Consider the following 13,215-nt stretch of genomic DNA (forward strand, 5'->3'; position numbering starts at 1 on the left):
CACCGAATGGTGGCAGGTCGTTTATAGCGGTCGTCGGAAAAGCGGTACTATGGAAATCGTTCGGGAGCGACTTCGAGAGGACATCCTCGAGACCGCAGCGTTCGGCAAACTCGGCGTCGAAACGGGCCACGGGCGAACGGTGCTGACGGGAAGCGAGGCGGATCAGGCGGCTCGCGAGTATTTCGTCGAGCGGCTCGAATCGGCCGGATTAACCGTCCGGATCGATCCGGTCGGCAATATTGCCGGTCGGTGGGTCCCCGACGGCGTCGATCCTGACGTCGAACCCGTCGCAATGGGGAGCCACCTCGATTCCGTTCCACAGGGCGGCATCTTCGACGGCCCGCTCGGCGTGTACGGAGCACTCGAGGCCGTTCGCGCCGTTCAGGACGCCGACATCACGCCGGAGCGGCCGCTCGAGGTCGTTTCGTTCACGGAAGAGGAAGGCGGTCGATTCGGTATTGGAACGCTCGGATCGTCAGTCGCCACCGGGAGTCGACCGCTTGAGGACGTGCTCGAACTTGAGGACGACGAGGGATGGACACTCGCGGACCGCCTCTCGAGTATCGACTTTGACGGCGACGAGACAATCGATCCGACCGGCTGGAACGCATGGCTCGAACTCCACATCGAACAGGCGACGCGCCTGGAGTCGACCGGGTCTGACGTCGGCATCGTCGACTCGATCACCGGGATCACCAACTGTTCCGCCGACGTTCGAGGCGAGGCGGATCACGCCGGGGCGACACCAATGGACGACCGGACCGATGCGCTTGTCGCAGCCGCCGAGTTCGTTCAGGCAGTCGAGGAGATCGCGTCGGATATCGCGACGGAGCACCCCGCGGCCGTCGCAACGGTTGGCCGGCAGACGATCGAGCCGAACGTGCGGAATATCGTCCCTGGGCGCGTCAATGTGGAGTTGGATATCCGTGACGTCGAACACGAGACGATGGACGCGCTCGTCGATCGGTTTCGACAGCGACTTGAGCGGATCGCGGAACGGCGCTCGGTCGAGACCACGTTCGACCGGTTCCGTGACGATCCGCCGAGCCATATGAGCGACCGATGTACCACCGCTGCGGTCGACGCTGCGGATCGGTGCGGCGCCACCGCAAAACGGCTTCACTCCGCCGCGATGCACGACACGGCGAACGTCAGCGACGTCACCGACGCAGGGCTCCTGTTCGCTCCGTCTAAGGACGGCGTGTCCCACAATCCGAAAGAGTGGACGGATTGGGACGACTGTGCGACCGCGACGCGCGTCCTCGCGGAAACCGCTGCTCAACTCGCTACATCGTCCGCGGAGTGAGCGGTATTCACATTCGGCTTCTCAAGGGAGTTCGAGCCCGATACGAGACGGATCGTGCCGACGCAGTCCCGACAACAGTAAAGAACCGGGCTCCATCCGGAGCGGGATTCCTTTTGCTGTTGACGGTGTTTGTGTCCCTATGAAACGGCTCGCGATCAATCCGCCGGAGCTCAAAGATGCACGGGAGATCGGATACAATCACGCAATCATCGCGGACGGCACTTTCTACATGGCCGGCCAGGTTGCGATGGACGCCGATTCGAACGTTGTCGGCGACGACATCAAGACGCAGGCACGCAAAGCCTACGAAAACGTCGGGATTCTGCTCGAGACGATCGGCAAATCATACGACGACATCGTGAAGGTCACCACGCACATCATCGAACCCCACGAGCGGTACTACGACGGATACAAGGAGGTGTACCTTGAGACGTTCAACGAGCCGTATCCGTGCCATACGGTTCTCGGCGCGCATCAACTTGCTCACGAGGACTACCTTCTGGAAATCGAAATTGAAGTACCCCTTACCGACGAGGATATCGCCTCGCTCAATCCGGACGGCGACGTGATCCGAGAAATCTGAGGGCGAGACGGGTCACGTTTCCCGCTTCACAGTGGACAGGGGAGAAGCACACCGTTTTGACGACTCGACTTTCGTTGATCAGTGTCTGTGGAGAGGATTCGCGGTGAGAACGCTCGAACGCGAGCGGCTCCTAGAGCATGCCGAACGCCGCGAGTAGGTGCGTTATCGCGGCGATGACCGGGACGAGGATGATCGTCCGCAGCACGAACAGCAGGACGAGGTCGCGAAACCGGATCGGGACGTCGCTGAACATGTCCATCATCATCGGACCGGTCGCCGAGAAGAAGATGAGTTGCGAGATCGAGAGCACGGCGATGAAGAACCGGGCCATCGCGTCGGCTTCGGCAACCAACAGCGCGGGAATAAACATTTCGGTGATCCCGATGATCGTGGCCGGGGCGACGACCTCTGCGTCCGGGATGCCGAGCAGTTCGATGACCGGCACGAGCGGCTGCGAGATAATGTCGAACACCGGCGTGTACTCGGCAAGGACAACCGCGGCGAGCCCGATTGAGAGGATCGTCCCGAGGATCAAGACCGCAAGTTTGAGCCCGTCAACGAAGCCGCGAACCGATGCGCCAACGATGGATCCGCCCTCCTCGGCCTTTTTCACGGCTTCCGAAAGCCCAAACCGGAAGTAGTCGCCCGGCGATCCTCGGAACGGCGTCTCCGGGTTCGGTTCGGTGATGTACTCGTCGGGGACGTTACTGAGCGGCGGGATGCGGACTAAAATGGCCCCCGTGATCGCGATGCAGACGAGATACGCGAGGAAGATGATCGGGAACAACTCGAGCAAATCGACGGTCGTGGCGACGACGCCGACGAACCCGATCGAAACCGTCGCGAAACACGTACAGATGATGAACACGTCCTGTTTCGAGTACTCGCCGCGATCAAAGACGTTGCGCGTGACGTAGAACCCGACGCTGTAGGAGCCGACCCACGACGCCACGCTGTCGAGCGCAGCGCGGCCGGGAATGTGAAAAAGCGGCCGCATAATCGGACGGGCCATCGTCCCTACGAACTCGAGACCTCCTAGTTCGACGAAGAGGTTGATGAATATCGCGCCAATCGGAATGATGACGGCGACGCTCAGGATGAGCGTACCCCAGACCAATCCACCGGTCGATCCGGCAACCATCCACTCTGGGCCGATTCCGAGGAATAGAAACGGCGCGAGGACGGCGCCGGCGACCCGGAACAGCCAGAACGGCGCCGAGGTTTCCCAGTACGAAAGCGTCAGCCGTCCGGCGAGATCATCGCTCAGCGACAGGACACCGCGTTTGCGAAACTCCGCGAGCGTCGTGAGGAGTCCTCCAGCGACGATGAGCGCCAGCGCGTACACGCCGGCGATAGTCGGGAACGAGTCGGTGATCCAGCTGACGACGATGTCGAACGGGACCGTCACCTGCCCATCCCACGGAACTGGGACGAGGAAGAAGACGAACCCGATGACGAACGCCAAGACGAACTTTGAGATGGGGCCGCTGCGAATTTCCGTGAGATCCACGTCGGCGATCGTTTTTGGCTTTTGTTCTTCTTCAGCATATCTCGTTTCTTGATCCCCATGCGACCAGGCCGCTTTATCAAACATACGACTATGTGTGGCATCATCTACCAACATTAGTGTGGTGCCGTATGGTGGGTGGTTCAAGAGGAATGGCGTCAACGGAGCGAACGCAGCACCCGGCGCGCGAACTGAGCACGAATCGGCTCAGCGGAGGCGAATATCTGTATCTGCGACAGCATCAAGGAGTTCCTCGTCCCGGATGAGGTCGGCTGTTCGCCGAATCCGCTCAGTGAGCGGTTCGTCGCCGCGCGGAACGCCGACGGCGGTCTCGAGCGTCGCGGCGGCAGACTCGAGAGGCGGAGAGAGCGTGGGCTCCGCGTCGAGAAGTGACCGTCGGGCCGCACAGAGCAGTTCGATGGCGACGATTCGCTCAAGTTGTTCGATCGTCGACGTGAGTCGGCGAGCGGCGAGCGTGCCCATGCTATGAACGTCTTCCTGGCCGCCGGAGACGATCGCAGACCGCTCGCTTATACGCTGTTCTCCAGTGATGTCGGCCGCAAGTCCGGCCGCGCTGTAGTGGGCGATCATCATCCCTGATTCGACACCCGGATCGTCGGCGAGGAACGCCGATCCGTCGTCCGCCGTGACGAGCGCGTTCGTCCGGCGTTCGCTCATTCGACCGAGTTTCGCGAGGGTCGATGACAGCAGATCAACCGCACTTGAGATCGGCTGTCCGTTGAAGTTTCCGCACGAAAGGACGGTTCCGTCGGGATAAATCAGCGGGTTGTCGGTCGCGCTTTGCAGTTCGGTGGTAATCGTCTGATGGACGAACGAGAGCGCGTCACGGACCGTGCCGTGGACTTGCGGGATACAGCGCAGCGAGAGCGGATCCTGCGTCGTGTATGACCGGGAGCCGTCTTCCGGAAGGAGCGCGCGAACGTTCCGTGCCGTGGTCCGCTGTCCGTCGTACGGCCGCGCCTCAAAGACCCGTTCGTCGAACGCGCTCGGCGAGTGACCGACGAGCGCGAAGGTCCAGCCGGCGGCGAGGTCGGCCGTCCGTACGAGTCGCTGTGCATCGGAGACGCCGAGCGCGGCCAGTGCGGTCATGATCGGCGTTCCGCTGGCAATCGCGAGCCCTTCCTTCGGTCGGAGCTCGTACCCGTCAAGGCCGGCCTGCTCGAGCGCTTCGGCAGCGTCTCGCTTTTCGCCGTCGACCGTCACTGTTCCGTCACCGATGAGCGCAAGGCCGATGTGGGCCGCTGCGCCGAGGTCATCCGTACTCCCTTCGATCGGGATGACGGGGTGGATCCCCTCGTTGAGGAACGCGAGGAGTCGCTCGACGAGCGCCGGGGAAACCCCCGAGAGCCCGTGAGCGAGCGCGTTCGCCCGGACGAGAAGGGACGCCCGAACGACATCGACCGGCAGTTCCGTCCCGACTGTCGTCGCGTGACTCCGAACGAGGTTTCGCTGCAGCGCCTTGAGTTCGGCGGGCGACACGGGTTCGTCCTGGAGATCGCCAAGGCCGGTGGTAACGCCGTAGACGGAGGCATCCGAGCGGACGATCGATTCGACCTCTCGATGACTCCGTTCGATCGCGTCCCGGGCTGTGGGATCGAGTTCGACTCGTTCGCGGTCACGTGCGACCGCGACGACCTCTGCTATCGTGAGAGTACCGTCTATCGTGATCATCGTCTCGAGTGGGGACGTCGTCAGGTGACGGCCGGGTCCAGCTGGTCGTCGGTCGATGCGCCCGTCGTGCGAAGTCGCTTTTCGAGCCAGCCCAGGGTCTGATCGAGGAGGATAACGAGTGTCGCTCCGGGAATGGCCCCCGCGAGGAGGATACTCGTATCGTACATCTCCTGCCCAAGGATGATCCACTGTCCGAAGCCGCCGGCCCCGATAAACGCGCCGAGATAGGCGACGCCGACACTCAACACAAGCGAGGTTCGGATCCCGGCGAAGATGACCGGGACGGCGAGGGGCAGTTCAATGTACCGGAGCCGCTGGAGCCGCGTCATGCCCATCCCCCGTCCGGCCTCGGTCTGCGCGTCATCAACGCTCTGGATTCCAGCGACGGTGTTCTTCAGGATCGGCAACAGCGCGTAGAGGAACAGCGCGAGGATCGCCGGTCGTTGGCCGATACCGAGAATGGCGAACGACAGGGCGATCACGCCGAGGGGCGGCACGGTCTGGGCGACTGCGCCGGCGTTCATGATCACCTGTCCGACGCGCCGGTGACGCGTCGCCAGTACCCCAGCAGGAACCGCGACGACGATCGCTCCGGCAACGCCGATCGCGACCATCCGCACGTGCTCGAAGAGCATCTGCACGAACCGGTCTGGGTGGTCAAGGATGTACTCGAGCCAGCCGGTGACGGCCAATATCTCAATCGAGTAGATCGTTGACGCGACCGGCTCGTCAGGCATGGTTTCCCTCGAGTGCGTTCGGAAGTTCGCCGAGCACGTGCCGGAGATGCTGCATCGAGAGCCGCCCGACGACGGCTCCGTCCTCGACGACGGGAATCTCGTCGGTTTCCTCGCGCAGCCAGGTCTGTACGGCCGTCCGGAGGTCGTCCGCGGGTGAGAGCGTGGATCCGCCGGAACGGGTATCGCGACCGTCGTCGACAGATCCCATGACCTCGCCGACGGTGACGGTTCCGAGTAGTTTCAACTCGAGATCCTCCCCGAGGAAGGACGCGACGAACTCGTCCGCCGGATTCCGCAAGAGTTCGATGGGTGGATCGTACTGGACGAGTTCGCCGTCGCGCATCACAGCGACCCGATCGCCCATCTTCAACGCCTCGTCGATATCGTGGGTGACGAAAACGATCGTCACGTCGAGGCCCTCCTGAATGCGCAGGAATTCGTCCTGCAGTTCTTTACGGGTGATCGGATCGAGGGCGCCAAACGGTTCGTCCATGAGGATCACGTCGGGTTCAGCCGCGAGCGCCCTCGCGACACCGACGCGTTGTTGCTGGCCGCCGGAGAGCCCAGGCGGATATTTCGTGCGAACGCCGTCGGGGAGCCGTACGAGTTCGAGCAACTCTCCAACTCGATCGTCAATCCGGTCGTCGTCCCAGCCGAGTATATCAGGGACGATACCGACGTTTTCTCCGACCGTCATGTGGTTGAACAGCCCGATATCCTGGATAACGTACCCGATATTCCGTCGCAGTTCGATTGGGTCGAGATCCGACACAGATCTCCCGGTAACGCGAAGATCACCCGCAGTCGGTTCGATCAGCGCGTTGATCATCTTCATCGTGGTCGTCTTCCCGCAGCCGGAGGGGCCGACAATCGTCGCCGTCTCTCCCCGCGGAACCGCAAACGAAACGTCGGAAACGGCTTCCGTTCCGTCGCCGTACACTTTCGATACGCCATCAAACTCGATCGCGTTCGGTCCTGCGTCAGTCGGATTCGAATTCAGATTTGTACTCATGCGTTAGTTCCTCCCTTCCGTGCGAGTAGTTTCGAAACGCCTCCGAGAGCGGTGTCTAAGCCGATCGCGAGCAGCGAAATGACGATGGTCGCTCCGACAACCTGGTCGCCGTTCGCGATCCGTATCCCGGCGAAAATCGACGATCCGAGGCCGCCAGCACCGAAGTACGCCGTGACGGTCGTGATTGCGACCAGCAGAACGGCGGCCTGGCGGATGCCCGCCATGATCACCGGGATCGCCATCGGGAGCTGGATCCGGACCAACAGTTGCCGATCGGTCAGGCCGAGTCCCCGTCCGGCCTCCGTCGTCGCATCGTCGACGCCGACGATTCCGATGAACGTGTTTCGAATGATCGGGAGCGACGAATACAGTATCAGTGCGACGATCGCCGGCTCGTTCCCGATGCCGAATATCGGGATCAACAGCGGTAACAGCGCCAGACTCGGTATCGTAAGGATGATCCCCGACGTCCCGAGGAACAGGCGAGCTGCGGTATCGTTGTTCCGGATCGCGATGCCGATCGGAACCCAGAGCAACACGCCAATCCCGAGCGCGGTAAGCGCGATCGACAGATGCTCGATCCCTTGTCGAATCAAGACGTCGCCGTTGGCGGTCATCCACTCGAGGACGCCTGTTGGGGAAACCATAGGTGCGATCAGATGTAACCATTCGTTTCAAGCCACTCGCGGGCGACGGTCCGTGGATCCGCTTCCTCGATGGAGACGCGGTGGTTTAACCCGCGCATCGTCTCCGTGTCGAGTTCCGGAGTCGGTTCGTTCAGCCGGCTCCTGAGGTCGTCATCAAGTATTTCTGGGCGAACGTTCGGCGCCGGATTGTAGATGATGAAGTGATTCAGCGTATCGTCGATCACTGCGAGACCGTACTCTTCGATCTCAGCGTCCGTCTCGAAGGCGAACCCGAGTTCGACGTCACCTCTCGCGACCGCCTGGACGGCGAGTCCGAGTTGCATGTTCGTCGTGTCGACGTCGTCGGCGTACTCGTCGAAATCGTACGTTTCCGGGAGCCCACCCCAGCCATCGTCGCGATCTTCGATCTCGGGATTCATCGCGATCGTGAAATCGGTGTTCCCCGATTCCACGTGCGATGCGAGGTCCTCAAGATCCTCGACACCAGTTTCGTCGACCCAGTCCTGGTTCGCAACAATGACGTAGGTGTTGTTGAGCGGTGCCGGCTCAAGCCACTCGATATCGAACTCCTCCTGGTAGGCATCACTGACCGACTGATACAGTTCGTCGGGATCGTTGATCTGTTCGTCGCGACCGAGGATGCTCCCCCACCCAGTGCCCGTGTACTCCCAGTAGAGGTCGACCTCACCGTTCTGGAGCGCCTCGAAATTAGCGGTCGTTCCACCGAGGCCGGTGTTGTCCTCCACGTCGCGTCCGTCCTCTTCAAGGAGTATCGCCGTGATCGAAGAGAGAATGAACTGCTCGGTGAAGTCCTTCGACGAGACGGCAACCGAATCGTCGTCCAATACGCCCGTACAACCGGCGAGAGCCGCACCGGAGACGCTCGCGCACGTTCCGGCGATCAGATCTCGCCTCGTGATACCGTTTTCCATGCTACTTTGTCTCGCCGCGTAGAAGTAATCAGTCACTCCCAACATAGAGGATGTTTTAAGTAGGTGTTAGGAAAATCGCGACTCCTCAACGAAAAACGCGGCCATGTGTCCAAGCCCTCGGCGAAGATGCTCACCAGCGGTCGATTTATCGATCCCCATTTCGTCGGCGATGTCGGTCAGCGTAGCCTCGCGCGGGACAGAAAAGTAGCCGAGATCAGTCGCCCGTTCGATAGCCTCGAACTGTCGATCGGTGATCGTCGTGGAGAGTTGCTGCCAGCTGACGGGACTGGGCTGGATCGGCGCGTCAATGTCCGAGATAACGCGTTCGATCGTCACGTTCGCGATCGGCTCCAACAGGTCGACAAGTTCGATAAATCGTTCTCGATCCCGGACGAAGAGATCAAAGAACTCGCAGCCGTCTGCGAGAATCGTCGGATCGAGCGGCATAAATCCGTTCTCGAGCAACAGCAGGTACGGTGTCTGCTCCTCGAGATGCGCTTCGACGAGGATCGAAGCCCGATCGGTTCCGTCGCGTGAGGTGCGCCTGACGACGGTGACGTCCGTGTGATACTCGGCGTCTTCGATCATCCCGATCGCCTCATCGACGCCTTCCCCTCGAATTCTGATGAACCCTCGATACTGCCGTTCGTGCAGCGTTGCGGTGTAGATATCGCCCTTGAGACGGAGTTCGCCGATCCTCTCGGTCCAGTCCCCGGAAAATCGAACGCGCAACCGGACGCTGAGCATACCCCACCAGTCACGGCGCCACCCTAATAAACTCGCGGCTCTTCCGAAAGTTATCACAAGAATCGGCGCGATTTATGGTTATGAGGATAGCTATTCACCGGTCAACCGTACACATATTCACGGACAGGTCGTATTTTGAATGCGATGTCCCGAACAAAGAGGCGACACGAACCGTCAGTAGAGATACGAGACGAGCGACGTGATGAGCTTTCGTTCGGCCCGGCGAAGGTGATCCTCCGCCGTGCGTCGACTCACTCCTAGTTCGTCGGCGAGCGTTTCGGTCGACGTCTCCCTAGGCAGTTCGTAGTATCCGCTTTCGACGGCGAGTAGCAGCGTCTCCCGCTGTCGAGGCGTGAGTTCCGGGAGCACCTGATCGAGGGACAACAAGGGCGACGACTGGGTCGGCGCGTCAATCTCGCGTTTGCTCTGGACGTCGATGGTGAACCCGTCGTCAACTAACTCGGCGTAGAGATTCGACAGACTCTCGGACTCAAGCGCGAGGATCCGGCAGTGCTTTGCCCCGTTTTCGTACTGCAGCGGTGGCAGGAGCAGACAGTTGTGCGACTCAAGGTAGCGTTCGATGTACGTCGTTTCGTGGCGTTTCAGACACGAACTCGTGATGACGACGGCTTCCTCGTCCCCGCGAACCAGTTCGTCGATTCCAATATCCGTCAGCACCTGCGATATGACCGGTTCGATGGTTGATCCAGTGACGTACAGGAGGTCGGCGTGTTCATTACACCAGAGTTCGATCCGACAGTCGGTGCCGTCGGTCGGTTCGGTGTACGCGCTCGAATCGGAAATCACGATGGTAGCTTCGTACACGTGTTATCACCACACAGCCCTTCGGGTTATAAATCAGTTTCCGAACGGAACGCTTCTGATATTGGTCCCGTGGGTTATTGACACACGTATGGAACGTGACCAACAACCAGCCCTCGGGCGAGGCGAACCGAGCGAACAGTGGCGCGAATACCGCGGCGCACCGACAGGTACCGACCTCGAGTGCGAAGGGTGGCGACAGGAGGCCGCGCTTCGAATGCTCAATAACAATCTCGATCCGGAGGTCGCCGAAGATCCGGAGAACCTCGTCGTGTACGGCGGTACGGGTCGCGCCGCGCGATCATGGAACGCGTACGACGCGATTCTGTCGGAGCTGCGAACGCTCAAGGACGACGAGACGCTGCTAGTTCAGTCCGGAAAGCCGGTCGGTCGATTCCCTACACACGAGCGTGCGCCGCGGGTGCTGATCGCGAACTCCAACCTGGTCGGCAAGTGGGACAACTGGGACCACTTCCACGAACTCGAGGCCGAGGGAAAGATCATGTACGGTCAGATGACGGCCGGTTCGTGGGCCTACATCGGCACTCAGGGGATTATCCAGGGAACATTCGAGACCCTCGCGGAACTAGCCCGCCAGCACTTCGACGGCGATCTCTCTGGCAAGGTCGTCGCCACGGCGGGACTCGGGGGAATGGGCGGCGCCCAGCCGCTCGCGGTTACGATGAATGAGGGCGTCTGTATCGCCGCTGAGGTCGACGAAGCGCGAATCGACCGGCGCATCGAGACGGGTTACTGCATGGAGAAAACCGACGACGTCGACGACGCAATCGAACGCGCAACGGAGGCGGCACGAGCGGGCGAGCCCTACAGCGTCGGCGTCCACATAAACGCAGCGGACCTGCTTGAGGCGCTGCTCGACCGCGGGTTTGTTCCCGACGTGATCACCGACCAGACGAGCGCCCACGACGCGCTCGAGGGCTACTACCCGTCCGGTTACTCCGTGGCCGAAGCCGACGACCTCCGTGCCGAAGACCCAGAACAGTACCGGGCGGAGAGCCTCGACACGATGGAGCGACACATCGACGCGATCCTCGAGTTGCAGGAACGCGGTGCGATCACCTTCGAGTATGGGAACAACATCCGCGGACAGGTTGAGGAACACCGGGGGCGATCCGACGCGTTCGACTTCCCGGGATTCGTCCCGGCGTACATCCGCCCGCAGTTCTGTCGCGGCAAGGGACCGTTCCGCTGGGTCGCGCTGTCCGGCGACCCCGACGACATCTACCGGACCGACGAGGCCGTTCTTGAACTGTTCCCCGAGAAGGATCACCTCCAGCGCTGGATCGAACTTGCACAGGAGCAGATCCAGTTCCAGGGGCTTCCGAGCCGGGTGTGCTGGCTCGGCTACAACACGGAGGGCGAAGGCGACAACGAACTCACGGAACGCGCCCGATTCGCGCTCCGGATCAATGAGTTGGTCGCCTCGGGCGAAATCGCCGCGCCGATCGTCGTGACTCGAGACCACCTTGACGCCGGAAGCGTCGCCAGCCCGAACCGCGAAACCGAGGCGATGCGGGACGGAACCGACGCAGTCGCCGACTGGCCAATCCTCAACGCGCTGCTGAACTGCGCGGCGGGCGCGGACATCGTCAGCGTCCACGACGGTGGTGGCGTCGGTATCGGGAACGCGCTCCATGCGAACAACCACGTCATCCTTGACGGGAGCGACCTCGCCGCCGAGAAGGCGAAGCGAGTGTTCACGACGGATCCGGGGATGGGCGTGATCCGCCACGCCGACGCCGGCTACGAGGATGCGCTGGACGAAGCACAGCAATCGGACGTGACCGTTCCGATGGAGGAAGACTGAAACCCCGAAATCGCCTGTAGCGTACGACATGAGTTACACTATCATCCACGATGCGAACGAGGTCGTCGTCGGTCCCCGAGAATCAACCGGCGGAGCGGCGGGCGAATCGACCGAGTCCACCAGCACCGCGGACCCGCCGGACGAACCGCTTCTCGATACGATACCAGACGCCGCGGTCGTTATCGAAAATGGAACTGTCGTCGCGACCGGTGCGGCCGACGAGCTCACGCGCGACTATCCGATCGAAAACGCAGACACGGCCATCGACGCGAGCGGGCGCTGCGTACTGCCTGGATTCGTCGACTGCCACACGCACGCGGTGTTCGCTGGAGATCGCTCCGACGAGTTCGAGGCGAAACTCCGCGGGAAAAGCTATCAAGAGATCCTCAGCGAGGGCGGCGGGATCCTCCGCACGGTTCGAGCCGTCCGGAACGCGTCGGAGGACGAACTGGTCGACCGATTGCTTGGACACCTTGAGACGATGCTCGAGCACGGGACGACGACCGTCGAGGTGAAATCCGGCTACGGTCTCGACGTCGACACCGAACAGAAGCTCCTGTCGGCGATCGACCGCGCCGCTGAGCGCCACCCGATCGACGTCGTCCCGACGTTCATGGGGGCACACGCCGTTCCGGAGAACACTGACGCCGATGACTACACCGACACCGTGATTGAACAGCAGCTCCCGGCGATCGCCGATCAGGGCATCGCCAAGTTCTGCGACGTGTTTTGCGAAGACGGCGTGTTTACGGTTGAGCAATCCCGACGAATCCTCGAGGCGGGGATCGACCATGGGTTAACGCCGAAGATCCACGCTGACGAATTCGAGAACCTCGGCGGAGCGAGCCTGGCGGCGGAGTTGCCGGCGGCCAGTGCGGACCATCTCCTCCAGTCGAGCGAGGATGATATTGATGCCCTCATCAACGCCGACGTGACGCCGGTCTTGCTTCCGGGAACGGCGTTCGGGCTCGGCGGCGACTATCCCGATCTCGGGCCCTACAGGGAGCGCGGGGTCGTCCCCGCGATCGGGAGCGATTTCAACCCGAACTGCTACGCCCAGAGCATGGGCTTCGCGGCGACACTAGCCTGCGTCGGCGTCGGCATGACGCCCGCAGAGGCGATCCTCGGTATCACGACCCGCGGCGCCGCTGCGATCGATCACGACGAACGATCGGGGACCCTCAAGACGGATGCACCGGCCGATCTCGTCATACTCGATGCGCCGTCGTACCGACATCTCCCGTATACCTACGACGTCAATCTCGTCGAGACGGTGCTGAAAGATGGCGCGGTCGTTTCGGGAGGGTGAGGGACGTCATCGCGCTCAGACGCAGCCTCCTGAATGAACCACCTGACACCCGACCCACTCAAGGAGTCTGTCCGCTCGCAGACAGATTTCTTG

12 protein-coding genes are annotated in these 13,215 nt (G+C 61.7%); 4 read left to right on the top strand and 8 right to left on the bottom strand.

Annotated elements, in window-relative coordinates; translation table 11 throughout:
- Positions 1–49: 49 nt before the first annotated feature.
- Both ACT4ML_RS16590 and ACT4ML_RS16595 read left to right on the top strand, forming a co-directional pair.
- Positions 50–1,306, top strand: coding sequence for a Zn-dependent hydrolase (locus ACT4ML_RS16590; RefSeq protein WP_444721857.1), 1,257 nt, complete (start codon positions 50–52; stop codon positions 1,304–1,306).
- Between the two features lie 139 nt (positions 1,307–1,445).
- Positions 1,446–1,889 (top strand): RidA family protein, encoded by a 444-nt coding sequence (locus ACT4ML_RS16595; RefSeq protein WP_444721858.1) that lies wholly within the window; start codon positions 1,446–1,448, stop codon positions 1,887–1,889.
- A 130-nt stretch (positions 1,890–2,019) separates the two neighbouring features.
- Here the strand turns inward: ACT4ML_RS16595 and ACT4ML_RS16600 are convergent, their stop codons facing one another.
- From ACT4ML_RS16600 to ACT4ML_RS16635, 8 genes are all read right to left on the bottom strand, one after another.
- Positions 2,020–3,483 carry a YjiH family protein gene (locus tag ACT4ML_RS16600; protein ID WP_444721859.1) on the bottom strand — a complete coding sequence of 488 codons (1,464 nt, stop codon included), beginning with the start codon at positions 3,481–3,483 and terminating at the stop codon, positions 2,020–2,022.
- Between the two features lie 120 nt (positions 3,484–3,603).
- Complete coding sequence (locus tag ACT4ML_RS16605) at positions 3,604–5,088, bottom strand: HAL/PAL/TAL family ammonia-lyase (RefSeq protein WP_444721860.1); 1,485 nt, start codon at positions 5,086–5,088, stop codon at positions 3,604–3,606.
- Positions 5,089–5,108: 20 nt separating this feature from the next.
- Complete coding sequence (locus ACT4ML_RS16610) at positions 5,109–5,825, bottom strand: ABC transporter permease (RefSeq protein WP_444721861.1); 717 nt, start codon at positions 5,823–5,825, stop codon at positions 5,109–5,111.
- Positions 5,818–6,837 carry an ABC transporter ATP-binding protein gene (locus ACT4ML_RS16615; protein WP_444721862.1) on the bottom strand — a complete coding sequence of 340 codons (1,020 nt, stop codon included), beginning with the start codon at positions 6,835–6,837 and terminating at the stop codon, positions 5,818–5,820. Before ACT4ML_RS16615 ends, ACT4ML_RS16610 begins: the two co-directional genes overlap by 8 nt.
- Positions 6,834–7,484 (bottom strand): ABC transporter permease, encoded by a 651-nt coding sequence (locus ACT4ML_RS16620; protein ID WP_444721863.1) that lies wholly within the window; start codon positions 7,482–7,484, stop codon positions 6,834–6,836. The genes ACT4ML_RS16615 and ACT4ML_RS16620 overlap by 4 nt, the downstream gene beginning before the upstream one ends.
- Before the next feature lie 8 nt (positions 7,485–7,492).
- On the bottom strand, positions 7,493–8,416 hold the full coding sequence (locus ACT4ML_RS16625; RefSeq protein WP_444721864.1) for an ABC transporter substrate-binding protein: 924 nt from the start codon (positions 8,414–8,416) through the stop codon (positions 7,493–7,495).
- A 66-nt stretch (positions 8,417–8,482) separates the two neighbouring features.
- Positions 8,483–9,163 (bottom strand): helix-turn-helix domain-containing protein, encoded by a 681-nt coding sequence (locus ACT4ML_RS16630; RefSeq protein ID WP_444721865.1) that lies wholly within the window; start codon positions 9,161–9,163, stop codon positions 8,483–8,485.
- Positions 9,164–9,337: 174 nt separating this feature from the next.
- Positions 9,338–9,988 carry a helix-turn-helix domain-containing protein gene (locus ACT4ML_RS16635; protein ID WP_444721866.1) on the bottom strand — a complete coding sequence of 217 codons (651 nt, stop codon included), beginning with the start codon at positions 9,986–9,988 and terminating at the stop codon, positions 9,338–9,340.
- A gap of 88 nt (positions 9,989–10,076) precedes the next feature.
- Here ACT4ML_RS16635 and hutU point away from each other — a divergent pair, with 88 nt between their 5' ends.
- Entirely contained in the window at positions 10,077–11,813 is a 1,737-nt protein-coding gene (gene hutU, locus ACT4ML_RS16640; RefSeq protein WP_444721867.1) for a urocanate hydratase, read from the top strand.
- 28 nt (positions 11,814–11,841) lie between these two features.
- Complete coding sequence (gene hutI, locus ACT4ML_RS16645) at positions 11,842–13,122, top strand: imidazolonepropionase (protein ID WP_444721868.1); 1,281 nt, start codon at positions 11,842–11,844, stop codon at positions 13,120–13,122.
- Positions 13,123–13,215 lie beyond the last annotated feature (93 nt).

Source organism: Natrinema sp. LN54 (genome assembly GCF_052439245.1).
GTDB lineage: Archaea > Halobacteriota > Halobacteria > Halobacteriales > Natrialbaceae > Natrinema > Natrinema versiforme_A.